The sequence below is a fragment of the Nocardiopsis changdeensis genome, assembly GCF_018316655.1.
GTDB lineage: Bacteria > Actinomycetota > Actinomycetes > Streptosporangiales > Streptosporangiaceae > Nocardiopsis > Nocardiopsis changdeensis.
The window spans coordinates 5,512,393-5,537,113 of the sequence record NZ_CP074133.1 but is presented as its reverse complement, the minus strand read 5'-3'; the positions used below and the strand labels follow the sequence as shown (position 1 = coordinate 5,537,113).

Below are 24,721 nucleotides of genomic sequence, written 5' to 3'. Positions count from 1 at the left end.
GCACATGTCGGAGTCGTCCGGGAGACGCAGGGGGCTCGAGGGTATGCCCGCGCAGTGGCGCGATGACGTCACGGGCTGGAGGCAGGGCTCGTACGAGACCCTGCCCGACGGCACGCCCCCGACCGTCGGTCAGTGGGGCGACCCGACGAATTGGGGGGTGCGCCGCCCCGTCGTCACCACCGACGGAACGGCGGTGGTCCCGCCCTACGTCCCCCGCGACTTCGACGGCCGGCTCCGGGCGGCCGTGGACGCGGGCGGGCTCGTCCTCCTGACGGGTGAGAGGACCGCGGGCCGGTCCCGCAGCGCCTACGAGGCCGTGTCGCACCTGACCGACCACACCCTGCTCATCCCCCGTCCCGGGGCCGGGCTCGCACACCTGTGGCGGGAGGCGGACCGGCACTCCCGGTGCGTGCTGTGGCTGGACGGCGGCATCCAGTGGCTGTGGCTCGGCATGGATCCGGCGAACCCCGCGGAGGAGCTCGCCCGCTTCCTCGACACCCCGCTGGGCGGCCACCGCCTGCTGGTAAGGACCCTCTCCCAGGACGAGCGGTCCCTGCTGGCCAGGGCGGGGAGCATGACATTGCCCTCGTACGCGGTTCAGACCGCCACGCGGCCGGCCGGGCTGGAGGAGGGTGAGGAGGAGGACCTGAAGGAGTACATGGACACCCTCATGCGTTCCTCTCCCGGTCGGGCCGTGGAAGCGGAACCGGACCGGGCGGTCGAGGTGATGGTGCCCCGGGCCCTGTCGGAGGCCGAGTGCGACCGCGTGCGGGAGGTGCGATCCTGGTCGGGGGACGACCGGTTCGACCGGGTCCTCAAGAACAGCGGCCGCTACGGCTTCGCCTCCTGCATCGAGAACACCGACCTGCTGGCCGACCGCTGGGACCGGGCCCGGTCCGCCGACCCGGCCGTCGGCGGGACACCCCGCCCCCGGGGCGTCGCCCTGGTCACCGCCACGGCTCTGGTGTACAGCCGCGGCTTCCAGGGGACCGTTCCCCGGGAACTGGTGGAGCACCTGCACACGAGGTTCCTGGAGGAACGGCCGAGCGGGTCGGGTCCGGTCCCCGAAACGCTGGAGGAGGCGTGGGCCTGGGCGACCGAGGCCGTGGCCGAGTCCTCGCCCATGGCCCGGCTCTCGTTCTCGTCCGGGCCGATGGCGATGTTCGAGGCCCTGTTGGTCCCCTTCGAAGGTGACGGCGTCGGCATATCCCCACGGGTGCTGAACGAGGTCTGGAGCCTGTACCCGGACGACATCCCGATCACGGACGAGGAGTTCGACCGCATCCTGGGATACGCGTCCACCATCGGCTCGGCCTCCGGCCTGGGGCGCGACGCCTCGGGGCGTTCGCGTTACGACTTGGCGGAACGCGCCTACCGTAAGGCGGTCGGACTGCGCGCGGCCACCGTGGGCCCGGACGACCCGGTGCTCCTGGAACTCCGGGACTCCCTGGGAACGGTGCTGACCTTCGGGGGGCGTCTCACCGAGGCCTCGGCCGAGCTGGAGGGGGTCGCCCGCGCACGGCTCCGCATCCTGGGAGAAGCCCACGAGGACACGGTGTCGACCCGGTATTTCCTGGCGCTGGCGCTGCACCGGGCAGGCCGCCTCGAAGAGGCCCTTCCCGAGGCCGAAGCGGTTCGGGAGGCGCGTCTGCGCCTCTTGGGCGAGGACCACCCGGACACGGTGGCGGCCAGGAACCAGCTGGGCATGACCCTGGCCCTGCTCGGGGAGCACAGACGGGCCCGGGCCGAGTTCGAGGCCACCGTGGAAGTGCTGAGCCGGAGCGCGGGCGAGGACGCTGAGAACACCCTGTGGACCCGGTTCCGCCTCGCGCAGTCCCACGTGGGCCTGAAGCGGCTGTCCACCGCACGTGCTCAACTGCGGGAGATCCTCGACACGGCGGTGCGCGCCCTGGGCGAAGAACACCCGCTCATCCCGGCGGCCATGTGGGAGCTGGCGGTGGTCTCCTCGCGCGAAGGTCTGCACCGGGAGGCCGAGGCCGGGTTCCGGGCCCTGTGGGAACTGCGGTGTCGCACGATGGGCGAGGAGCACCCGGAAAGCCAGAGGGCCCGGTTCGAAACGTTGATGGACGGCTACGAGGCCGAACGAGCCGAAGGCGGTGACGTCGACCGGATCGGCCTGGAGGCGGAACTGCGGGACATCGCGGCCGTCCTGGACCGCCGACCCGATGCCGCCGATCCCCTCAAAGTGAGGGCCCGGAACACCCTGGTGACGGTACTGGTCAACGCGGGACGCTGGTCGGAGGCCGAGCCCGAGGCGCACTCGCTGTACGAGATCCGCTCACGGATGTCGGGCCCCGACGACCCCCTCGTGTTGGCGGACCGCCACCGGCTCGGCCGGGTGCTGTCGTCCCTGGGGCGGAAGGAGGAGGCCCTCACCGAATGGCGTGCGGTGTACCAGGACCGCGCCCGAGTGCTGGGCGCCGACCACCCGGACACCCTGGCCTCCCGGTACGCCATGACCACGGCGTTGCGGGACGCCGGGTGCTATGAGGAGCACTACACCGAGGCCGCCGCGGCTCGGGACGACCTCATCCGCGACCTCGGGGAGGACCACCCGGACCTGGTGGCCTACCACCAGGACCTCGCGATGACGTCCTGGCGGCTGGGGCGGATGGACGAGGCGGAGTGCGGGTTGCGGAAAGCCCTCGAAGTGTGGCGTCGTGACGCCGGGGAGGAGCACGAGACCACGCTCGAGCTCCGCAGCCGGCTGGCCGAACTGCACCGGGTGCAGGAGCGCTACGAGGAGGCGGCGGCCGAGTACCGGGGGCTTCTGGAGGTCCGGGCTCGGGCGGCGGGCCCCGAGAACGAGGAGGCGCTGGCCGACTGGAGCGGACTGGCCCTGGCGCTGGAGGATCTGGGCCGGTACGAGGAGGCGCTGACCGAGTACCGGGCGATGTGGGAGGCCTCGGCGCGGGTCCTGGGCGCGGAACACGAGGAGACCCTCTGGGCTTGGGAGAGGCAGGTACTGGTGCTGCACGAGGCGGGCCGGTTCGCGGAGGCCGAAGCCGGACTCCGCGAGATGCTGGAGGTCCGGACCCGTGTGTCGGGTCCCGAGCACGCCGACACCCTCTGGGCCCGGAGCAGGCTGGCCCTGGCCTGGAAGCGGTTGGAGCGGTACGAGGAGGCGGCCGCCGAGAACCGGGCGGTGTGGGAGATCAGGGTCCGGGTGCTGGGGCCCGACCATGAGGACACCCTGCGCAGCGAGCAGCGCATGAACGAGGCGCTCCGGGCGGCCGCGACCGAACCCGCCGCCGGTGCCGCCGACGCCCTGGATCGGGACGCCCAGGACCAGGAGGGGACATCGTGACGCGGGGGCGCCGGCGCGGGCACCCCGCCCTGTGGGGGATCGCGGGGGTCTCGGCCGCGGGCGCCCTGACGGCGGCCCTGGTGGTGCTGCTCGACGGGGACGGGACCGGCCCCGCCGTGGACCGGCGGCGGACCCTGGCGGAGGAGATCGCCTGCGCCGACGTGATCGTGGAGGGCGAGGTCAGCGCGGTGGAGGCGGTGACGGAACCGCGCGGGGAAGGTCCGAGGGCGGCGGAGGAGCCCCTGGTGGAGGTGACCATCGCCGTGCGGGAGTGGGTCAAGCCCGCCTCCGGAGGGGAGACGGCGCGGGTGACCGTCCCGGACCCCGCCTACGCGGACCCGCTGGAGGCGCTCGCGGTGGGGACGGACGTGTTCGTCACGGTGCCCCGGTCGGCCGGGGCACCGGCGGGCATCCACCAGGGCGCCGACGTCCCGGCCGCGCGGGAGGAGGTCGAGGGGGAACTCGCCCGCGCTGGGGAGGCGGCCTGCCCGCCGGAGTGGGGCGGGCCGTGACCGCATCCGGCCCTCCCGGGCGAACGTCCACCGCGGCCGGAGGCCGGGCGGTAGCCTCGTCCTGCGTCCCGGGCGTCCGCGGCGCGGGGGCGGCGACGGTGCGCGGGCCGGAACGGCCGGAGGCGGCCGCGGGGCCCCCTCCGGGGAGACCGGAGCGGGTCCCCGACCGGGGCGGCCCGCGGAGAGGACGGTGGGGATCGTGATGCCGCTGCGGGCCGCCGCGCTGCTGGGAGCGGTCATGGGCATGCGCCGCTGCGGCTACCCGTGGCCGCTGCGCCGCTCGGCCGTGGAGGAGCTGCACACCCGCTACCTGCCCGAGGACGCGGACCCCGGAGCCGGGGACGACGCCCTGACCAGAGAGCTCGAGTCCCTCGCCGAGGCGTGGGAGTGGCTGACCGCCCCCCGGGCGCGGATGCCGCGGCTGTTCCTCACCGCCGACACGGTGACCGGCATGGACCCGGAGCCGCCCCGCGGGTACACAGACCAGGTCCCGGACGCGGAGTTCCAGATGCTCCTGGGATGCTCCTCGCGGGAGGAGGCCCTGCACATCGCCCGCACGCAGCTCGCCGACGGCGCCCTGCGGCAGGCGGAGTCCGCCTACCGGCGGGTGCGCAGGCTCCGGGGCCGCGCCCGCCGCGACGAGCGCAGGGCCGGCTTCGCCCCGCAGCGGGAGCGGTTGCAGGACCGGGCCCGGCAACGGGCACGAACGCTGGGACCGGAGGCCCCCGAGACCCTGGCGGCCCGGGAGGAACTGGCCGCACTGCTGTGGGAGCACCGGCGCGAATCCGCCGTCCCGGAGTACCGGGCGGTGTGGCAGGGGCGGCTGCGCACCCTCGGCCCCGACCATCCGGACACCCTGGCCGCCCGCCAGAGCCTGGCCCTGACGCTGCGCGCGCTCGCCCGTCCGGAGGAGGCCGGGGCCGAGATCGGCGAGGTCCTGCGGGACCGGCGTCGGGTCCAGGGGGCGGACCACCCGGACACCCTCAAGGCCTGGGAGCTGGCCTGCCGGGTCGACGAGGACCTGATGCGGCGGGGCGCGCGGGACCGCGGCACCGGGCCGGGAACGATGCCCGACCGGGAGCCGGACCGGCTCCCGGACCTGGAATCGGGACTGCTCTCCCTGGTGGTGGCCTCCTGCCGGGTGCTGGGCCCGGACCATCCGGACACCCTGGCCCGCCGCTGGGACCTGGGCCGGATGCCCCGGTGGCGCGGGGCCGAGGCGGAGTCGGCGTTCGAGCTCGCCCCGGTGGTCGAGACCGCCGAACGCGTCCTGGGGGCGGGCCACCGGCAGGTGCGGCGCTACCACCGGGAGTGGACGGCCGGCCTGCGCGACGTGGCAGCGCGGCACCCGGAGCACCGGGCCGCGGTCGCCGACCTCGTCCAGGCCCTGGTGCGGAGGCTCGACGGGGCGCTGGGCGAGGACCATCCGCACACCCTGGCGATGCGGACCGAGCTGCTGCGCGCGCTGCGGTGGGACCCGGCACGGCAGGAGGCCGGGCTCACCGGCGCGATGGAGTCGCACCGGCGCGCCCTGGAGGCCGCCGACCCGCCGGGAGTGACGCCGGACGCGGGCCCGGAGGCGGCGCCGGACACGGACGAGGCGGAGACGATGGTGCGGCGCCTGGAGGCCTACCGGGCCGCCGCGTCGGAGACCGTGCGAGCGCTGACCGAGGCCGGCCGGCTGCCGGGGCGGGAACCCGGCGACCAGGAACGCCTGGACCTGCTGTTCGTCGCCGCCTGGACGCTGAGCGACATGGGGATCCACGACGAAGCGGTGCTGGGGCTGCGGGCGATCGTGCGGGGCTACCTGCTGCGGCACGGCGAGCGGGACCCGGACACCTGGCGGGTCTGGCAGGCGCTGGTGGTGACGCTGGTCCGGGCGGGCGGCCGGGAGAACCTGGAGGGCGCGGCTGCGGAACTCGGCGACCTGGTGTCGGCCCAGACCCGGGCGCTGGGCGCCGACCACTCGGAGACCCTGCGGGTCCGCAGCCGCATGGCGGCGACGTGGGCGAGCCTGGGCCTCCTGGAGGAGGCGGAGGCCGAGTACCGGGAGGTGCTGGCGGCGCTGCGCCGCGTCGCCGGACCGGAGGCCCAGGAGACCCTGGACGTGGAGCAGCACCTGGCCGAGGTGATCGGCTTCATCGAGGAGGAGGCCGAGCGGGAGGAGACCCAGCCCTGACCGGTGTCCCCGGCCGGGCGGGTGCACGCGTCGCGCGTGGGGCAGGGGGAGGGGCACGGGGGCGGGGGCGGGGCGGGCGGCTCCGTCGATGGGAGCGGCCACGGCACCCACGGTGGTGAGTGCGCGGAGGGGGCGGGAGACCCGGGGTTCTGCTGCGCGACTCCCTGAACCGAGGGGTATTCGGCCTGCCCGGGGGACGGGGTGGGCCGGGCCCGGCTTCGAGCCGTGCCGGAAGCGCATGGGCTCCCACCACCGCCGAGAGCGGATGGATCCGGCAGGGGCCACGGCGCTGGTCGGATCCCGGTCAGTAGGAGCCGCTGCCCTGCCAGTAGGACCAGGCCACACACGGGGTTCCGTGGGTGTCCCTGATGTGCCCGAGCCCCCACTCGATCTGGGCCTGGGCGCTGTCCCGGAACCCGGATGGCAGGTTGCCGTGCACCCCCGGGACGAACCCGGAAATGCCGACCGCCCCCGTATCCGGGTCGGTGACCGTGTGGTCCCAGTGCGACATAGCCCCCCAGAGGTTGCTCAGGCACTGCCACTCGGCGTCCTGCCAGCCGTAGCCCTCGGCGAGGGATCGGGCGATGTTCTGGTTGTCGACCCGGTTCGGGTTGCCCTGGCCCCACTCGTACGACTCCGGCGCCTCCGGCCGATCGGCCTCGGTCCAGGTCTCCCCACAGGAGGGGCCGCGCACCAGGCACACCATCTGCCGCACGCCTTCGTTGAAGGTCCTGCTCAGCTCCAGCTGGTACACCGCGACCATGACGGCGGCGACGAGGATGAGCACGGCCGCCGTCTCGGTCAGTGCCGCGCCCCGGTCGCCGCCATGGGGGTTCGCGGGCCACAGCCAACGCCAGAGGCGCGGGGGTCCACTGCGTTCCCCCGCACGCCCCGCAGGCCGCGAAGGCGACGGCCTCCGCGGTTCCCCGAAGTTCGTGTGCCGGGAGCCAGACAAATCATTCTCCAGAAGGTTTTGGTCGGGGGCGGTCAGGAAATGGGAATGTTCTCGATCGGCTCGAACCCGGGAATCTCCAAGGTGATGCTCTCGACATCGGAGGGGACGGAGAACATCGACCAGTATGAGACCTTCTCTCCGGGACTCACCCACTCTTTGAAGGCCGACGAGCTGTCTCCTGAGCACAGGCAGGAACCGGATTCGTCCATGATGGGATGGAATCTTGACGATCCGTCTGCGGCCATGGCGGTCACTCCGGCGTAGTTGGCGCCTGAGTAAAGATATGACCTCCCGGCGAGCCAGGTCAGAGTGACTCGATCGCTTCCTGTGTTCTCAATGCTCCACGTGATGGACAGTATATTCCCGGCCTCGTTCCTCTCTGCGATGTTGGCTTCTGCGACGAGGTTGCTCGACTGGGTTTCATTCCCAGTGGCAGACCCAAGGGAATCGAGATCTCTCGGCTTCGATGCGGGGGCCGCCGAGCTGATTCCCGCTGACATGGTGGCGGCTACGAGAACGGCCATGCAGAGAGTGCTTGCTGCTTTTCTTCTTTTTCGCTTCATGGTCGCCTACTTTTCGAACGTCACGCTGACACGGCGATTTCTCTCTCGTCCTTCTTCCGTGCTGTTGTCGGCGATCGGGTCGCTCGATCCATGGCCGGCGACTTCGAAATCGACTCCAGATCGTGTCAGGAGATCCGCCAGTGCCTCCTTGACCGACTCGGCTCGTTCCTCGGAGAGCGGGACGTTCGTCGCATCGCTTCCCGTGTTGTCGGCGTGGCCGTCGATTTTCACGGTCGTGGCCGACGAGTCGTCGATCTCCAGGGCGACCTGCTCCAGTATCTCTTCTGCTTCAGAGTTCAGTTCGGAGCTGTTGGTCTCGAAAAGCACGTCGGAGGACAGGATGATGCTCACTTCCTCGCCGCTCTCGGTGCGACCGGTTTGATCCTCCAGGTTGTCCGATATCATCGTCAGGTTGAGTATCTGGGCGTCCGCCAGGCTTATATTCTCCATTCTTTCCGTGGAGTCGCTGATGGGTACGTCCATGATCGGTGGAGCCAGCGGTACCACGACCGTCATCTGTTCTAGGTCGACCGGGGGTTCTGGGTATATAACCCAGATCTCCTCGCTTTCCCCTGCCGGTATGGGGCCTTCCAGGGGTGGGGAGCAGAAACATTGTCCATTGCTCTGGTCGTAGCTGAGGTATCTTTTTTGATTGCTTGCATCGACCAGGGATACCAGGCTTGCCGTGTTCGGGTCGTTCGGCTCGGATAGGCCGTCGAAAAGCGATATGCTTTCCGTGGATTTATTGGACACCTGTAGGCGAAGTCTCAGTGCGTCGCTTTCCAGTCGCTCTAGGGCCACAACGCCGATCTCGAGGTCTTGGCCCAGGGGTGTGGTGGTCGTCGCCGCGTGGGCGATCGGGTTCCCCTCGGTGTCCCCTCCCTGCGCATCGGGTGGATTGCTTTCTAGGGTTCCGGCGTCCTCCGGTCGGGGGGTGCTTCCGTCTTCTGGGGACACCACACATGCGGTCAGCGTCAGGAGAAGTGTTGCTGTTACCCCGGAAGAGAATGCCTGTCTTCTTTTGTTCGGGGTGGAGGGTTTGGAAAGCAAGCGGTTCTCGTTTGTTCGATGCTTCGCCCGGACTATGGGGCCTTCGTTCTTTGTTCTTCTGTCCGGGTCAGGGGCCGCTGAGGATCTCGGAGACGGCCGTACCGATCGACCCACTGATGTTCTCGGGAATGCCGAGGCCCCAGATGAGGGTGGCGGCGGCGGCGATGAGAAGAAGGATGGCCGCGTACTCGATGATGGTGGCGCCGGTGTCGTTCTTCTTGGACGGGGGGACGATCAGGGCGCTCAGGGTCGCCCACAGCTTGCTCATTGGCGTCTTCACAAGGGGTCAGCTCCTTGGGGGAGGAGATCCGGGGCGACGGGCCACGTCCTCGTGGCCCGCGGCCGGGCATCTCTTCGGCCTGGTGGCCTTCATCAAGGTGAACCAAGGGTAAGGATTCACCGGTGTCAACGACTCGGCTACGGGGCGAGGCTCCTGCTCGCGCAGCCGCCTCGGGGTTCTCACTATCCTGCACATGTCCCGGGCATACGCCCTGTACCTGTCCAGAAGAGGTCATCCTCCTTCACGATGCCCGTCGATCCCGGCCACCACACCTTGTCCACAGGCCCTCTCGGCTCCGTTGAAAACGCAGGTGGGGACGCCTCTCGCGGTTCCGATCGCCCTTCCGGGTGCGGAACCGCATTCGGGTGGAGCGCCCATGAACACGTATAACGGTCGGTGCCCGACGGGTCACCATCTTCTCAGCCGACACGTGAGGCGTCACTACTTGTCCGGTGATCGGTGGGCGATCGTGCCTATGACCGGTGCGAATGCGGTCGTCCGCGAGCGCGGAGGGGATTCGGGGGCGCTTTCTTCACCCGGCTCGGGGCCGGGGGACGGCGAGAGTTCACGTCCTGGAAGGATTCCCTGCTCCGGCGGGGATGCTCACGGTCGGCACCGGGGGGACACCCGGCTCTGCCGTGAGAGGCGTCGCCGAACGGACCCGGGGCCGGTCCGGGCACACCGAAGGGCCGGGCACCCACCCGCGGGGTGCCCGGCCCTTCGTCTTCCCCACCCGGGGGAGGCGGCCGGCGCCGCCTGCCAACAGCGCCCAACGGCCGCCACCCTTGCCCGGTGCCCCCCGGGGCGGGGACGGGACTCAGCCCAGACCGGCGACCTCCGCCAGCAGCTCGAAAGAGCGCAGGCGAGCCTCCTTGTCGTAGATCATCGACGACACCATCAGCTCGTCCACACCGGTGTCGGTGACGAACAGCTCGAGCTTGCGGCGCACCGTTTCCGGGGAACCCACGAACGAGTAACGAAGCATGTGGTCCAGGCGTTCCCGCTCCCCGGGACGCCACATGGTGTCGAGCGAGTCCACCGGCGGGCGCAGCAGCCCGCGCGCCCCGCGCAGCGTTCCCAGGAAGGCCTGCTGCATGGTGCTGAACAGGCGCCGGGCCTCCTCGTCGGTGTCGGCGACGAACGCGTTCACCCCCGCCATCGCGTACGGCGTCTCCTGCTGGCGCGAGGGGGTGAAGTTCTCCCGGTACGCCTTGAGCGCCTCGTACAGGGCGTCGGGCGCGAAGTGGGAGGCGAAGGCGTACGGCAGCCCCAGCTGCGCGGCCAGCTGGGCGCCGAACAGGCTCGACCCCAGGATCCACAGCGGCACCCGCAGGCCCTCGCCGGGGATGGCTCGCACCGGCTGGCCGGGGTCGGCGGGCTCGAAGTAGGACTGGAGCTCCTGCACGTCGTGCGGGAACGCGGAGGCGGCGGAGTGGTCGCGGCGCAGCGCCATCATGGTGCGCGGGTCGGTGCCCGGGGCCCGGCCCAGGCCCAGGTCCACGCGGCTCGGGTAGAGGGACTCCAGGGTGCCGAACTGTTCGGCGATGACCAGCGGCGAGTGGTTGGGCAGCATGACGCCGCCGGCGCCGATGCGGATGGTCGAGGTGCCCTCGGCGATGAAGCCGAGGGAGACGGAGGTGGCGGCGCTGGCGATCGCCCGCATGTTGTGGTGCTCGGACAGCCAGAAGCGCCGGTAGCCGAGCGATTCCACGTGTCGGGCCAGGTCGCGGGCGTCGCGCAGGGCCTGCCCGGGTGTGGACCCCTCGGAGATGCCGGCATGGTCGAGCACGGACAGGGTGATGGGCATGCTTGTCCCTCGGTGTTCGATGATCGTCGAATATCGAAGATACACCCGTCCCACTATGCTGGTGCGAAACGCCGGTGTGAGGAGGTTCGCGTGGCGGCGAGGGAGCAACACCATCCACCGCTCGACGGGGTCGAGCTGGTGACGGTGCTGGCCGCGCTGGCCGAACCCACCCGGCTGAAGATCGTGCGCATGCTCGCGGCCAGGGACGGCGAGCGCGCCTGGAAGGACATCGACCTGCCGATCGCGCAGTCCACGCTGAGCCACCACCTGAAGATCCTGCGCAACGCGGGTCTGGTGCAGAGCCGCACGGAGGGCACCCGGTGCTTCATCTCGCTGCGGGACGGGGACGTGTCCGAGCGGTTCCCTGGGCTGCTGGAGACGGTGCTCTCGTGTGAGCGGGGCGCGCTCGCCTGCGGGGACACGGTGTCCTCGGACACAGGCGCGGACGCGGCCGCGGAGGCGGCGGTCCGGCCGGTCTAGTCGGCCCGGGGCGGCAGGGATCCTTTTAGGTCTCGCCCGGGTCTCCCGTTCCCGTCCGCGCTCCGGTGCGCCGGGGCGACGAGGCGAGCGGAACCCCGCGCCCCCGGGAGTAGGAGTGAACGGGAGCGCGGGGCGCCGCCCGCCCCAGGGGCCGGGTGGCGGCCCCGGCCCCCCACTTTAGGGGAAAGGGCGAAGGCCCGGACGTATTCAAGAAAACATGCTGTTTCTCGCGAATAAGTGGCAGGTAGGTCCGTTTTATCCCCCGGGGCGGGTCGGATCTCCATCCCCTGGGTGTTATGGCATGTGGGGTCGGGTGTGGAAAACGGAGTTTTCCCACGGGCCCGGCCGCGTTGTGCCGCTTCACGTGAACCCCGCGCGAAGGAAGTGTCCGACCGTGGCCGCTGACCGTCCCCGGCATGCGCACACGAGTGTGCGCCCCTCTCTTCGGATGCGTCGTGCCCGTTCGCTGCCCCTGCCCGGAGCCGTTGCTCTACGCATGCGCGGGAACGCGCGTGTGCGATGCCGTTTCGGAGAACGTGCTCCCAGCCGTTCCGCTGGGTGGATCGGTGGAACGGTCTCGGGATTTCCACCCTGTGGAGATGTGGAAGGCGGTGATCGTGCGTCCGGTGGATGTTCTCCGGGGATGAACCGGCACGGAACGCCCGGGGATGTCGTCACGCCTCACACGCGCTCTTGCTGTTCTTCTTCGCCATTTCCGGAATTCCGGTATTCCCTCGGTGCGGGTTTTCCTTTTTGTCGTCCCGACTGCGGTCCGTTCCGTGGGACGGACACTCGGTGGGGTGGGTTCCGGGGGTGATCCGCCGCCGGGTGCGGTGGGGCCGTGTTCCGTCCCGGCACCTGGCGCTCGCTTTCCCTGGATGGACGCTTGGTGAGGCGCGTTCCAGGAGCCGTCCGCTGCCGGGCGTGGTGGAGCCGTGCTCCGTCCCCGGCCGACCGCCCTCCCGGGGCGTTCCGCCGCCGGGTTCCGCCCCGGCGCCCCGCCCGACCGCCAGCGGGGCGTCGTGGCCACATGCGGTCAGCGTCCTCGGAACCCCCGCCCCTGCGGAGAAGGATGGGCGCGGCACCCCGCGTGTCCCGTTCACCCCGCGGTGCTACGGTGCGTTCCCGGTGCGCGGTGGGGAGCGGCGCCCGAGCAGAGAGCGACAAGGAGTCCCCCGTGGTCGACATCGGTTCCGAGGTCGGCGGATACCGCCTGCGCCGCCTCCTGGGCGCGGGCGGTTTCGGCACCGTGTACCTGGGAGAGCACCGGGACGGCCACCGCGCCGCCGTCAAGGTGCTGCACGTCCGCCACCGGGGGGACGCCGACTTCCGGGAGCGGTTCGACCGGGAGATCGGGCTGATCAAGTCGGTGCTGCCGTTCTGCACCGCCCGGGTACTGGACGCCGACCCCGGCGGGGACCCGCCGTGGATCGCCACCGAGTACGTGGAGGGCACGCCCCTGGAGGGCTACATCCGGGGGAGGGGGCCGGGCTCGGACGGGGACCTGTACCGGCTCGCGGTGTCCACCGCCACTGCGCTGGTGGCCATCCACCGGGCGGGGGTGGTGCACCGGGACTTCAAACCCGACAACATCCTGCTGGGGCGGGACGGGGTCAGGGTCATCGACTTCGGCATCTCCCGCGCGCTGGAGGGGACCGGGACGAGCGCGAGCGCCATCCTGGGCACGCCGAAGTACATGGCCCCCGAGCAGTTCGGGGGCGGGGAGGTCACCACCGCGATCGACATGTTCGCCTGGGGCCTGGTCATGGTGTTCGCGGCCACCGGGCGGGGCGCCTTCGAGGCGCCGAACATGCCGGCGCTGCTGATGCGGGTGACCACCGGGGAGCCCGACCTGGACGGGGTGCCGGAAACACTGCTGCCGCTGGTGCGGCGCTGCCTGGACAGGGAACCGGGCAACCGTCCGACCGCCCGGGAGGTGCTGATGGCGCTGCTGGGGCACCGGGACGACCCCGGTGCGGGGGAGGAGGGCCCCGGCACCGGGCCCGACCCCGACCGGCCCGCCACCCGGCTGATGTCCGCCGAGGAGATCGCCGCCGTCCTGGGCGCGGAGAGGGAGGCGGAACGGGGGACGGCGGGCGCCGACGGCGGGGACACCACCACGATCAGGGTGCCCGTGGAAGAGATCGCCGCGGCCGCGGCCGAGATCCGCAAGGAGCCCCCCTTCCGGTTCGACGGTGTCGACCACACCTCGCCGGTGTCCCTGGCGTACGCCTTCCAGGAGCGGTGGGACACCGCCGTCGGGTTCCTGCGCTCGCCGGAGCAGCGCCGCAGGCTGGCGCAGTGGCCGCCGCTGGACGCCGCGGCCCGGGACCTGCTCGCCGACGCCCCCGCCTCCTCCGGGGACGGGGCGGGGGACGAACTCCTCCTCGCCCGGGTCGTGGCCCGGATGGCGCCCGCCCTGCGGCCCTCCTACCGGGGCGAGGACCTGTCCTGGCACCTGCTGGTGGACGGGGCCGGGGACCCGGTGCCGTTCCTGGCGGGCATCGCCGGGGCGATCCGCGCCGGGCTGCTGCGCACCCTGAGCAGGCACCACTGCCGCACCCCCGAGGCGCACGGGTGCGGCCGGGGCACCCCCTGCGCCCGGTACGCGCGCACGGCGGAGAACCTGCACCTGCTCATGGAGGCCGTCGACGCCCAGCGTGAGTGGAACTCCCCGTTCGCCGACGCCTTCCCCGACGGCGGGCTGCTCTTCTCCCCGCCGCTCCCGCGCCTGGTCGCCCTGGCGCACGGGGCCGCCGCGGCCCCGGTCACCGACCGCGGCGAACTGGCCGCCCTGGCGGCGCGGGACCTGGACCCGGAGAACGCGGAACTGCGCGTCGCGGTGCGGGAGGCCGTCCTGATGGCCGCCCCCGAGGCGCAGTGGGCGCTGGCCGTCACCCTGCGCGAGGCGTCCCCGCAGCTGAACCTGGCGGCGCGGACCGTGCGCAGGATGCGTGCCCCCGCCGCCCCGGAGGAGGGCGCCGGCGCCGCCCCGGGGGAGGGGGGACCCGCCCGGAGCGACCCCGGCTCCCCGGGCTCCCCGGCCGACCGGGACGCCCGGGACGACAACGTGTTCTTCTACGCGGGCATGTCCGTGCTGCTGTTCGTCTTCGCCGGGGTCGCGCTGCTGCTGGACCGGTCCGGGGTGGCGGCCGTGCTGGGAGCGGTCGCCGCGGTCGCCGCCGGGGCGGGGGCGGCGACCGCGGCGGCGAGGTCGCTCAGGAGCCGGAATGTCCGTCGGGACCGGCAGGACGACCGTGCGCGGGACACCCCGCCGGGGGTGCCGCCGGCCGCCGGGGGACCCGGGCCGGTGGAGGGCGACGCCTCCACGGCACTGCCGGTGCTGGAACAGGCCCTGCGGCGCGTGGGCGGCCGGGCCGGGGAAGAAGGCCCGTCCTCGACCTTTTCCGGTACGTTCGGGTGATCATCGGGAAAACGTTACGGAACATCCGAGAACCCGCTTTTCCGGCGGTGTCCTTATTCGCCGACCGTGGCCGTGAGCGGACATGGGGCGGGTCCGGGCCGGTGCTGGGAGGGCCGTTGCGCATATCCTTTTTCGTGCGAAGTTCGGTGAAGAATCGGTCATGAAGTGAACCGCGGGCGCCCGCCCGAGGTTCTCACCCGGTGCACGGCCCGCGACCCGTGCGCACCATTGGCCCCGGAGCATCGGGGAATGTACGTTCGGTATCCACCGAATGCGAGCGCCGTGTCCTGATATTCCCGAACCCCTGGTCCCAGGAGAGTGGAAGCGAACCCCCCATGGCACCGACAGTCGTCTTACCACCGAACGTCCGGCCCCTCGTGCCCGACGACCCGCCCTGGGTGGGCGCGCACCGGCTGATCGGCCGGCTCGGCGACTCCGCCCTGGGCGCCGTCTACGCCGCGCTCACACCCGAGGGGCATCCGCTGGCGCTCAAGGTCATGGGCGAGGAGTGGGTGTCCGCGGCCGATCCCGACGACAAGGTCGTGCACCTGCGCCGGGTGCCCGGCTCGTGCGCGCTCGGGGTGCTCGACAGCGGCGTCCACCGCAACCGCCCGTGGTCCGCCGTGGAGTACCTGCCCGCCCTCGACCTGGGGCGCCACACCGGGGTGCGCGGTCCGATGGGCGGCGCCGCGCTGCTGGTGCTGGCCGCCGGGGTCGCCGAGGCGCTGATGGACGTGCACGACGGCCGGGTCCCGCACGGCGACGTCAAACCCGGGAACGTGCTGGTCACGGCCACCGGGCCGCGCCTGGTCGACTTCGGGCTGGCCCGCCAGGTGGACGACGGCGACTCGCACACCACCGTCGGCAGCCCCGGCTGGATGGCGCCCGAACGCTATGCGGGCAGCCGCCCCGACGAGGCGTCCGACGTGTTCGCGTGGGCGTGCACGGTGGTCTTCGCGGGCACCGGCCTGCCGCCGTTCGGCACCGTGGTCTCGCAGGCCGACGCCGCCGTCCGGGCACGCGGGTACGTGGACCTGTCCGCGCTCCGGCCCGAGCTGGCGCGCGTCCTGGAACGGGCCCTGGAGCGGGACCCGGCCCGGCGGCCCTCCGCCGAGGACGTCTACCTGGAGTGCCTGGCACTGCTGGGGGTCCCCGAGGACACGGTCCGCGAGGAGTGGAGCGACCGGCTCCACGGGGCGGCGCGCACGCACTGGCCGTACGTGGACGTGTCCTGGCACCGGCCCGAGCTGTGGACGCAGGCGGCCCGCGGACTGGACGAGGAGGCGGCCGCCTCGGGGCGGCGCACCTGGACGCCCGGGACCAGGGTGCGGAACGCGCGGCGGCTGGTCAGCACCCGCGACCCCATCACGGGGGAGCTGATCATGGTGCCCGCCCCCGACGACGGGCCGGGGGAGGCGCACGGCGGGCCCGGGCCCGAGCGCGACGGTGGCGGGCGGGGCGTCCAGGAGGCCGCGGCCGGCGGCCGGGGCGGGCGCTCCCGCCGGCGGCGCCGCGAGCGCCGCGAACGGCGCGGCGGTGCCGGGCGGATCCTGGCCGTCGGCGCCGCCTGCTGCTTCGCGCTGGCGGTGGCCGGGGGCGGCGGGTACGCGCTGTTCGACGCCCTGGCCCAGGACGCCGAGCCCGTCTCCGAGAACCCCGGCGGCCCGGACGGCCCGGGGGAGAGCGCCGCGCCCACGGGCATCGACCTGGTGTCCGCCTCGCTCGACCGGCTGACGCGGGCGCGCACCCTGGAGCTGACCATCCTCACCCACGCCGGGAACGGCGAGGGGTACGGGCAGCCGCTGCCCGCGGACACCGCGGCCGAGCCCACCCTGTTCGACCGGGTGCTGTACCAGGCCGACCCCGAGGCGGTGCGCTGGACCAGCACCGTCAGCGGGGCGCGCGCCAGCGACCTGATGCTGGTGGACGGAGAACTGCTGTACAGCGACACCACCGCCTGGAACGGGCCCGCCGTGTGGCGGCCGGCCGTCCCCGAGGAGCTGGGCGCGTCGGAGGCGGTGTTCGACCCCGAGCGGATCCTGGAGCCGATGGCCCGGGTGGTGGAGACCGGCACCGTCACCTCGGAGGAGGAGACGGTGTTCGACGCGCCCGGGCCGACGGAGGACGCCTACGGCCACCTGGCGGGGGAGGACCCGCCCGACGGGGTCCCGGCGGTGCTGGTGGAGGGGACGTTCCGGCCCTCGGAGGAGTCGCCGCAGGAGTCGGCGTTCACGCTGGTGGCGACCGAGGACGGGGAGCCCCTGGCGTTCTCCACCGAGGGGCCGCCGCAGGGCGGGTCCGTGCTCAACGGGCGGCCGGTGGCGCAGGCGGCCCCGGCGGCCTTCGCGGAGCCGGTCCCGGCGCCGGAGTACTGGTACACGCGGTACACGTTCGCGGGGCTGGACGGAGACCTGGAGGTGGGGGTCCCGGCACCGGAGGAGGTCCAGAGGTGACGGCGGGCGGGGCCGCCCCGGACGGGGTGGCCCCGCCGTGCGCGGGATCAGGCGCGCTCCGGGACGCGGTCCGGCACCGGCGCGGCGGGGGCGGCCGGGACGCGGAAGGCGGCGACGCACATCCAGACCAGGTCCGCGGCGATGACGGCGCGCTCGGTCACACCGAGCAGCGCCGGGAGCTCCCGGAACGCCATGGCGTCCACCAGGGTGACCACGAACAGGGCCATGGAGACGGTCAGGACGGTGGTGACCGGGGCGAGCGCCCGCGGGGTGCCGGGCAGGCCGCGCCACCGGCGGGCGAGCACGACCGCGGCGGCGGTGAAGGAGCCCAGGGCCGCCCAGGCGGCCAGACCGTGGACGGTCTCGGAGACGGAGGGGGCCGCCCAGTTGCCGGGCGGGTCGGCCGGGAAGACCGCGGAGACCGCGATCCCCGCGGCCCAGATCCAGAGCAGGACCCGGCCGGGCCGGTCGGCCACCCGCACGGCCGAGGCGGCCCCGGCCAGGGCGAGGCCGACCAGGCCCACGGTGACCAGCCAGCCGTGGCCGGTGTTGACGAACCGGCTGACGGTCTCGGCGACCGGGCTCATCTCGCGGTTGACGAGGTCGGAGAGGACGAAGGCGGCGGCGCACAGGCCGCTCCCGGCGAGGATCGCGGTCCGCGTGTTCAAGGGGGAGGAGGTCATGGTGGAAAGGTACGGAGCGGGTACCGGCCGCCGCGTCCCCCGCCGAGAGGCTCTTCGGGGCGGTCCGGCACCGCCCGGGGAGCACGGCGCCTGCTCCCCGGGGAGCAGGCGCCCTACTCCGCGCGGGGCAGCGGGGGCGCGACCAGGGGTTCGCGGCGCCGGGTGAGGCGGCGCACCAGCACCTCGGCGGGACCGCGGCGGCCCGCCCTGCGCAGGGCCTCGGCGGCCGCGACGGACGCCAGCCAGGTCGCGACCCCCACGGCGGCCGCGCCCGCCGCGCCCAGGGAGGCCCCCAGGCCCAGGCCGTAGGGGGCGAACACCGCCGTGAACACCAGCGATTGCAGGAGGTAGCAGCTCAGGGAGCGCTCGCCCACGGCGGCGACGGCCGCCACCGCCGGCCCGGGGGCGGGCACGGGTGCCCGGGTAGCGTCGGGCGGGGACGTGCGCGCGGGGCGGGATTCCCAGCGGGCCGCGAGGAGGGCGATCAGCGCGGCCCAGCCGATGCCGCCCGCCCAGCCGCCGAGCTCGTGCAGGACCGCCAGCGCGCCGTCCAGGCGCGGCCCCGCGGGCACCCATCCGGCCGCCACCAGGGCGCTGGGCAGTCCCGTCAGCACACCGGCGCCCAGCCCCCAGGCGGCGGCGGACCGCAGCAGCGGGCGGTGCGCCCCGGGCTCCTCCAGGAGGCGCCGGTGCCCCGCCCAGAAGCCCAGGACGATCGTGGGCATCGCCACCAGCAGCATCGTGATCGGCGTGTAGAGGGTCCACTCGTTGAACCGTTCGACGGACGCCGCGACGAAGGACGGCTCCACCAGGGACGGCACGGCCACCGAGGAGTCCCCGCCGTCCCCGCCGTCGACCGGGAGCGACAGCGCCCACGCCGTGTGGACGGCCGCCGACGCGGCGGCGAGCACCCCGGCGGTCCACCACAGCGTCACGTCGCGCGCCCGCACCAGGCCGACGAACAGCAGCAGCGCCAGCCCGTACGCGCCCAGGATGTCCACCGGCAGCAGCAGGACGCCGTGCGCGGCCCCCAGCGCCAGCAGCACCCACCCGCGCCGCCGCAGCAGGATGCGCGCCTGCACCCAGCCCCCGCCGGAGGCCCGCACCCGGCGCGCGATCATCACCGCGCCGTAGCCGAACAGCAGGGCGAACAGCGGGATCGCGCGCCCCGACACCAGGGTGAGCTGGACGAACGTCACCACCTGGTCGGCCAGGGTGCGCACCGTCTCCGGGCCGGTGAGGAAGAAGCCGGCGTTCACCAGTGCGATGAACAGCAGCATGAACCCGCGGGCGAGGTCCGGGGCCAGAGAGCGCCGTGCCGGTCCGGGGCCGTCCGCCCGTGCGGACCCCGTCCGGTCCCGGGGGGTGTGCGAAGCCATCGGTGTCTCCTGTTCCGTGATGTCGGCCGTTTCCGCCGACGCGCCAAGGCTTTTGAAACTACGGAGGGCGGGGTGCCCCGGTCGCTGGGGCGGTCCCGTCGATGGGGGGTGGGGCGGGCCCTACCGGACCGGGCCCCGCGGCCGGACGCCCCTCGGAGAGCGGGGGGACGCGCCCCCGCCGTGTCCCGGCCCCGGCGGTTGACGCGCCCCGGGGCATGGCATACCGTGTCGCGCGTGCCACGTGTCCCCGACCACGAGCAGTGGGCCGGTCGGGTCGACGGGCGAGCACACGATCCGAGGGAGAGCCGACCATGAGCACCCAGCACGCCTGATACGCGTTCCGGTGCGGCGTACAGCCGCGCCCTCCGGCGGCCTCCCCGTTCCCGCATCCCGACCCCGTCCGCGTTCCCCCGTGTCCGCGGACGCCGGCGTCGGCGTGCCCCCCTTCCCTGAAACCGTGTCCGCGGCGCCCGCGCGCACGGACCTCTCGGGGCGGCCGCCCACCCGCATTCCCCGTACCGAGAGGAGACCTTTTGCAGAACACACAGGACACCGACACCTCGCAGGCCGCCCGCGGCGACGGCCCGGCCGCGACCGGCGGCCCCGGACCGCTCGCCCGGCCCGAGCCGTACGTGAGCGACTTCAACCGGCCCGTGGTCGCGGAGTTCCGCGCCAACGGCGGCCGCGTCGGCGGCATGTTCGAGGGCGGCGACCTGCTGCTGCTCACCACCGTCGGCGCGCGCAGCGGCCGCGAGACCACCAGCCCGCTCGGCTACGTCCGGGCGGACGGGCGGCTGTTCGTCATCGCCTCCGCCGGGGGCTCGGACCGGCACCCCGCCTGGTACCACAACCTGCTCGCCCACCCGATGGTCCGGGTCGAGCTGGGCACCGAGGAGTTCTCCGCGGTCGCCGTCCCCGCCGAGGGCGAGGAGCGCGACCGCCTGTTCGCCGAGGCCGTTCGGGCGGCCCCCGGGTACGGCGACTACCAGGCAGGGACCGACCGGGTCCTGCCCGTGGTGGTGCTGGAACCGGCGGTCGCCGGGGACAGCCCGGAGGCGGAGGAGGCCGCGGCGAACCTCGCGGAGAAGCTGGTGCAGGTCCACCGCTGGCTGCGCGGGCACCTGCACCGGATCCGCGAGGAGACCGACGCCTACCTCGCCGACCGCGACGGGCGCGCGGCCCGGGAGGGGGAGGTCCCCGCCCCCGGGCTCAGCCTCCAGCTGCGCCAGCACTGCCTGGCGTTCTGCGAGTCGCTGCGGTTCCACCACGACGGGGAGGAGCAGATGCTGTTCCCCTCCCTGGCGGAGCGGTACCCGCACCTGGCCGGCACCCTGGAGCGGCTGTCGGAGCAGCACCGCGAGGTCGACCGCATCCGCGAGGGCATCCAGGCGCTGCTGGCGGAGGTCGCCACCGCCGACCCGGCCGCGTTCCGCGCTGATCTGGAGAGGATGAGCCGGGAGCTGGAGGCCCATCTCGACGAGGAGGAGGCGGGGCTGCTGCCCCTGCTCGCGGAGGTCCCCCTGCCGGGCTGACGCCGGCGCGGTCGGCCGGAGCCCGGTCCGGGACCGCGCCGACCTGCTCGGACACCGCCGACCCCGAAGGCCGCGACCGGCTCACGGGGTCGGCGGGCGCCGGGTAGGTAGTGGCCGCCGGGGCACTACGTAGCACCCCCCGACGTGTACGAAGTTACGTAGTGAACACGTATGGTCAGGGTCGCCCTCCGTGACGGATTCTTGATCCCGGGTGGCCACCCTTCCACATCCCCCGTCCCCCACCATCCCCCCGAAGGGTTCTCCGCATCATGCGCAAGAGCAAGATAGGCGCGGCCCTCGCGGCCGTCGCCCTGCTGCCTGTCATGTTCGCAGCACCGGCCCTCGCGGAGGAGGTCCCCGACTTCCTCGACACCTCCGACACCACCGAGCGGACCTACATCGTCGTCCTGGACGACTCCGCCATCCCGCAGGACGTCGCCGAACGCCACGGCGACGACCCGATCGGCGTCTACGAGCACGCGCTCACCGGCTACGCGGCCGAGATGACCGCGGCCGAGGCCGCCGAACTCCTCCGGGACTCGGACGTGGCCTACGTCCAGGAGGACCAGCCGGTCCACACCTTCGAGCAGGACGTGCCCGACGGCATCGCCCGCACCTTCGCCCCCGACAACCCCGGCCTCGCGATCAACGGGCAGGACGACTACGTCCCGGACGTGGCCGTCGCCGTCCTGGACACCGGTGTCGACGGAGCCCACCCCGACCTCAACGTGGTGAACTCCGTCAACTGCACCAGCGGCACCTGCGTCTCCAACACCGCCTCCGACGGCAACGGGCACGGCACCCACGTCGCGGGCAGCATCGCGGCCATCGACAACGGCGAGGGCGTCGTCGGCATGGCGCCGGGCGCGGACATCTGGAACGTCCAGGTCCTCAACTCCAGCGGCAGCGGGAGCCTGGCCGGCATCACCGCGGGCGTGGACTACGTGGCGGCCAACGCGGGGGACATCGCCGTCGCCAACATGAGCCTGGGCTGCGAGGGCTGCACCGACCAGGCGCTCGGCCAGGCGATCACCTCGGCCGTGGACTCCGGGGTGGCGTTCGCGGTGGCCGCGGGCAACAGCTCGCGCGACGCGGCGAACTTCTTCCCCGCCAACCACCCCGACGTGCTCACCGTGTCCTCGATGGCGGACTCCGACGGCGCCCCCGGCGGCAACGGCGGAGCACTCGGGTGCACCGGGGACGACGACGACACCCTGTCCTACTTCTCCAACTACGGCCAGGTCGTCGAGATCGCGGCCCCCGGGTCCTGCATCATCTCGACCGTTCCGGGCGGCGGGTACGGCAGCTCCAGCGGCACCTCCATGGCCTCCCCGCACGCCGCGGGCGGCCTGGCGCTGCTGGCCGTCGGCAACGCCAAGCCCACCGACCGCAACGGGGTCATGGCGATCTACGACACCCTGGTCTCGGCCGGCAACCAGGACTGGGACGACACCTCCGGCGACGGGTACCACGAGCCGCTGCTGGACGTGGGCGACCCCGCCACCTTCCCGGCCGACGGCGGCACCACCCCGCCCGACGGCCCGGTCGCGTCGATCACCCACGCCTGCGACGACACCACCCTGACCTGCTCCTTCGACGGCTCCGGCTCCACCTCCGGCGGTGAGGTCACCGCCTGGGAGTGGGAGTTCGGCGATGGCGCGGGCGACAGCGGCACCACCGTGGAGCACACCTACGGCGCCGAGGGCGACTACACCGTGACCCTCACGGTCACCGACGACTCCGGGGCGACCGACAGCGCCACCGCGACCGTGTCGGTGGGGTCCCCCGGCGGAGGCGACGGGCCCACGGCCGACTTCGACGGCGGGTGCTACTCGTTCTGGTACCTCTGCGAGTTCGACGCCGCCTCCTCCACCGCGGGCGACGCCCCGATCGTGTCCTACACGTGGGACTTCGGCGACGGGACCACCGGCAGCGGTGACTACACCTGGCACTTCTACCCCGGTCCCGGGACCTACACCGTCACCCTGACCGTCACGGACGCCGACGGGGCGACCTCGACGGCGACCAGGACGGTCCGCCTGTAACACCCGCCCCACGAACCCATCCCCTGCGCGGCCCCTCCCCGATCCCCCGGGGAGGGGCCGCGCGCACGGGACGGGTCCGCGGGCGCGCGGCCACCAGTGGCCAACGGGTTTGCCGGTGGGCGCGCCAGGCGCGACGATGTCCGGTACCGGAACAGGACAACGGAGGCACACCCCTCATGACGCCGCACCCCTCGCAGAGCCTCTGCGCGCGCACCGAACCCCTCACCTCCGAAGACCCGAGCGAGGTCGGCGGGTACCGGATCGAGGGAAGGGTGTCCGACGGCGGAGGCGGCGTGCTGTACGCGGCGCGCCGCGACGGCGGGGAGCCCGTGCTGCTCGGCCTGGCGCGCGGGCGGGAGGCCGGGGAGCCGCTCCCCGAGCCGGAGTCCGGGGGCGTGTGCGCGGTCGGGGCGGTCGAGACCGGCGAGCACGACGGACGGCCGTGGTCGGTGCTGCCCGACCAGCCGGGGCCGGACCTGCGCGGACGCGTGGCGGCGCATGGGGCGCTGCCGGAGTGGGGCGCGGTGGTGCTGGCGGCCGCGGTGGCCGAGGCGCTGGCGGTGCTGCACGGGGAGGGAACCGCGCACGGGCAGGTGGGGCCGGACGCGGTGGTGCTGACCGGTGCGGGACCGCGCCTGCTCGACACGGGGCTGGGGCGCAGGGCCGAGGCGCCGGAGGCGCCCGGGCTGCGGGGCGTCCCGGGCTGGGTGGCCCCGGAGGTGTACGAGGACGGGCGGTCGACGGCCGCCGCGGACGTGTTCGGGTGGGCGGCCCTGGTGGTGCTGGCGGCGACGGGACGGGAGCCGTTCGGCGAGTCGCCCGCCTCCCGGCTGGGCCGCCGGGCGGCGCTGGTGGAGATGGAGCGGCGCGCCCGGCAGGACGGCGTGGACCTGGAGGGGGTGCCGGCGGGCCTGCGGGAGGTGGTCGCGCGGGCCCTGTCGCCGGAACCGGGCGAACGGCCCTCGGCGGAGGACGTGCTGGCGGTGGCGCTGCGGCACCTGGACGGACGCGACGGGGGCCAGGCGGCGGAGAGGCTGCGCGCCGCGCTCCCGGGCGGGGCGGTCGGCGCGGCCGCCGCAGGCGTCCCGGGTGGCCCCACCGCCTCCGAGGACACGGGCGACCCGGCCGCTTCTGAGGACATAGGTGATCCGGCCGCCTCTGAGGCCGCGGCCGCCGCGGCCGTCGCGAGCGGCCCGGATGCCTCCGGTGGCTCGGAGACCAGGGCCGTTCCAGGCGACGCGTCCGCCCCGGGTGCCACAGCCGAGGCGGGGGCACCGACCCCGGCGGTCCCCGGGGGCCCGGGGGCCGCAGCCGTCGCGGACGCCTCCGGCGGCTCGTCGGACTCCGCCGCCACGAGCGCCCCGGAGACCTCCACGGCCCCGGACGCCGCGGACGACCCCGACGTCACGGTCGTCACGGGTGACTCGATGGCATCGGCCGCGGCCGGCGCCGTGGCGGCGGCGGGCGCCTCCACCGGCGGTGGAGCGTCCTCCCCGCCGGACGCGGACGTCCCCGCCGCCTCCGACGGCGCGCGTGCCGCGGAATCCGCTGCCGACGCCGGGCCGGTGAAGCCGACGGGGACGCTGGGTTTCGGGATCTACACGGAACCGGTCACCCTGGAGGGCTCGGCCGTCGCGCCTCCCGAGCCCGCCGGACCCGAGACGGGCTCCGGGATTCACACGGAATCGGTGACGCCGGAAGGGTCGGCCGTGGCGTCTTCGGCCTCCGCCGGGTCCGGGGCGGGTTTCGGGATCTACGCGGAGCCGGTGACGCCGGAGGGCTCGGCCATGTCCCCCGCCGGAACCGGGACCTCTACCGCCCCGGCCGACACGGCCCCGGCGTGGGGCGCGCCGCAGGAGGCGGCCGGGACGACCGCCACGATGGTGCGCGAGCCGGCCCCGGGCGGACGCGCGGGGCTGCTGGTCAACGCGGCCGTGGTGGGCGCGGTGCTGCTGGGGGTGCTGGTGGTGATGCTGTTCCGGACCGGCGTGCTCTGACCCCGGCCCGGCGCGGGGCCTCCGCCGAGCGTCCGAGAGAGGTAGAGCCGCCGC

The 24,721-nt window shown here is 73.6% G+C and carries 16 protein-coding genes; 9 read left to right on the top strand and 7 right to left on the bottom strand.

The genetic code is table 11. The features are described from left to right. Positions 1-43 precede the first annotated feature (43 nt). From KGD84_RS33640 to KGD84_RS33635, 3 genes are all read left to right on the top strand, one after another. Complete coding sequence (locus KGD84_RS33640; RefSeq protein WP_220562811.1) at positions 44-3,328, top strand: tetratricopeptide repeat protein; 3,285 nt, start codon at positions 44-46, stop codon at positions 3,326-3,328. After that, positions 3,325-3,840 carry a hypothetical protein gene (locus tag KGD84_RS24990; RefSeq protein ID WP_220562810.1) on the top strand — a complete coding sequence of 172 codons (516 nt, stop codon included), beginning with the start codon at positions 3,325-3,327 and terminating at the stop codon, positions 3,838-3,840. Before KGD84_RS33640 ends, KGD84_RS24990 begins: the two co-directional genes overlap by 4 nt. A 190-nt stretch (positions 3,841-4,030) precedes the next feature. Next, entirely contained in the window at positions 4,031-6,019 is a 1,989-nt protein-coding gene (locus KGD84_RS33635; RefSeq protein ID WP_220562809.1) for a tetratricopeptide repeat protein, read from the top strand. A gap of 304 nt (positions 6,020-6,323) precedes the next feature. Here the strand turns inward: KGD84_RS33635 and KGD84_RS24975 are convergent, their stop codons facing one another. From KGD84_RS24975 to KGD84_RS24955, 5 genes are all read right to left on the bottom strand, one after another. After that, positions 6,324-6,806, bottom strand: coding sequence for an aggregation-promoting factor C-terminal-like domain-containing protein (locus tag KGD84_RS24975; RefSeq protein ID WP_255646790.1), 483 nt, complete (start codon positions 6,804-6,806; stop codon positions 6,324-6,326). Between the two features lie 200 nt (positions 6,807-7,006). Then, positions 7,007-7,498, bottom strand: a complete 492-nt coding sequence (locus KGD84_RS24970) for a hypothetical protein (protein ID WP_255646789.1) — start codon at positions 7,496-7,498, stop codon at positions 7,007-7,009. Positions 7,499-7,543: 45 nt separating this feature from the next. Next, a complete protein-coding gene (locus KGD84_RS24965; protein ID WP_255646788.1) occupies positions 7,544-8,494 on the bottom strand; it encodes an OmpA family protein in 951 nt (316 codons plus the stop codon). A gap of 160 nt (positions 8,495-8,654) precedes the next feature. Next, positions 8,655-8,855, bottom strand: coding sequence for a hypothetical protein (locus KGD84_RS24960; protein WP_220562807.1), 201 nt, complete (start codon positions 8,853-8,855; stop codon positions 8,655-8,657). Positions 8,856-9,684: 829 nt separating this feature from the next. Further along, positions 9,685-10,674 carry an LLM class flavin-dependent oxidoreductase gene (locus KGD84_RS24955; protein WP_220562806.1) on the bottom strand — a complete coding sequence of 330 codons (990 nt, stop codon included), beginning with the start codon at positions 10,672-10,674 and terminating at the stop codon, positions 9,685-9,687. Between the two features lie 90 nt (positions 10,675-10,764). Here KGD84_RS24955 and KGD84_RS24950 point away from each other — a divergent pair, with 90 nt between their 5' ends. The 3 genes from KGD84_RS24950 to KGD84_RS24940 all read left to right on the top strand — a co-directional run bounded on the left by KGD84_RS24950 (position 10,765) and on the right by KGD84_RS24940 (position 17,031). Then, entirely contained in the window at positions 10,765-11,154 is a 390-nt protein-coding gene (locus tag KGD84_RS24950; RefSeq protein ID WP_260697156.1) for an ArsR/SmtB family transcription factor, read from the top strand. Between the two features lie 1,177 nt (positions 11,155-12,331). Next, a complete protein-coding gene (locus KGD84_RS24945; protein WP_220562804.1) occupies positions 12,332-14,578 on the top strand; it encodes a serine/threonine-protein kinase in 2,247 nt (748 codons plus the stop codon). A gap of 335 nt (positions 14,579-14,913) precedes the next feature. Next, the gene (locus tag KGD84_RS24940; protein ID WP_220562803.1) at positions 14,914-17,031 is read left to right on the top strand and encodes a serine/threonine-protein kinase; all 2,118 of its coding nucleotides are present in this window, start codon (positions 14,914-14,916) and stop codon (positions 17,029-17,031) included. A 47-nt stretch (positions 17,032-17,078) separates the two neighbouring features. On the opposite strand, the gene KGD84_RS24935 is transcribed toward KGD84_RS24940, so the two are convergent. Together KGD84_RS24935 and KGD84_RS24930 are read right to left on the bottom strand one after the other, a co-directional pair. Beyond that, on the bottom strand, positions 17,079-17,714 hold the full coding sequence (locus tag KGD84_RS24935) for a DUF998 domain-containing protein (RefSeq protein ID WP_220562802.1): 636 nt from the start codon (positions 17,712-17,714) through the stop codon (positions 17,079-17,081). Positions 17,715-17,827: 113 nt separating this feature from the next. Next, positions 17,828-19,093 carry a DUF418 domain-containing protein gene (locus tag KGD84_RS24930; protein WP_255646787.1) on the bottom strand — a complete coding sequence of 422 codons (1,266 nt, stop codon included), beginning with the start codon at positions 19,091-19,093 and terminating at the stop codon, positions 17,828-17,830. 533 nt (positions 19,094-19,626) lie between these two features. Between KGD84_RS24930 and KGD84_RS24925 the strand changes: the two genes are divergently transcribed. The 3 genes from KGD84_RS24925 to KGD84_RS24915 all read left to right on the top strand — a co-directional run bounded on the left by KGD84_RS24925 (position 19,627) and on the right by KGD84_RS24915 (position 24,667). Then, on the top strand, positions 19,627-20,625 hold the full coding sequence (locus KGD84_RS24925; protein ID WP_370634585.1) for a nitroreductase/quinone reductase family protein: 999 nt from the start codon (positions 19,627-19,629) through the stop codon (positions 20,623-20,625). A 269-nt stretch (positions 20,626-20,894) separates the two neighbouring features. Then, complete coding sequence (locus KGD84_RS24920) at positions 20,895-22,670, top strand: S8 family serine peptidase (protein WP_220562801.1); 1,776 nt, start codon at positions 20,895-20,897, stop codon at positions 22,668-22,670. Between the two features lie 176 nt (positions 22,671-22,846). Next, positions 22,847-24,667, top strand: a complete 1,821-nt coding sequence (locus KGD84_RS24915) for a protein kinase domain-containing protein (RefSeq protein ID WP_220562800.1) — start codon at positions 22,847-22,849, stop codon at positions 24,665-24,667. The last annotated feature ends 54 nt before the right edge of the window (positions 24,668-24,721 follow it).

What these genes read in the sequence shown, in the direction of transcription:
- KGD84_RS24935 (WP_220562802.1), bottom strand. Translation starts at nt 17,714, where the DNA reads ATGACCTCCTCCCCCTTGAACACGCGGACCGCGATCCTCGCCGGGAGC.
- KGD84_RS24960 (WP_220562807.1), bottom strand. Translation starts at nt 8,855, where the DNA reads ATGAGCAAGCTGTGGGCGACCCTGAGCGCCCTGATCGTCCCCCCGTCC.
- KGD84_RS24940 (WP_220562803.1), top strand. Translation starts at nt 14,914, where the DNA reads ATGGCACCGACAGTCGTCTTACCACCGAACGTCCGGCCCCTCGTGCCC.
- KGD84_RS24920 (WP_220562801.1), top strand. Translation starts at nt 20,895, where the DNA reads ATGCGCAAGAGCAAGATAGGCGCGGCCCTCGCGGCCGTCGCCCTGCTG.
- KGD84_RS24930 (WP_255646787.1), bottom strand. Translation starts at nt 19,093, where the DNA reads ATGGCTTCGCACACCCCCCGGGACCGGACGGGGTCCGCACGGGCGGAC.
- KGD84_RS24915 (WP_220562800.1), top strand. Translation starts at nt 22,847, where the DNA reads ATGACGCCGCACCCCTCGCAGAGCCTCTGCGCGCGCACCGAACCCCTC.
- KGD84_RS24955 (WP_220562806.1), bottom strand. Translation starts at nt 10,674, where the DNA reads ATGCCCATCACCCTGTCCGTGCTCGACCATGCCGGCATCTCCGAGGGG.
- KGD84_RS24970 (WP_255646789.1), bottom strand. Translation starts at nt 7,498, where the DNA reads ATGGCCGTTCTCGTAGCCGCCACCATGTCAGCGGGAATCAGCTCGGCG.
- KGD84_RS33640 (WP_220562811.1), top strand. Translation starts at nt 44, where the DNA reads ATGCCCGCGCAGTGGCGCGATGACGTCACGGGCTGGAGGCAGGGCTCG.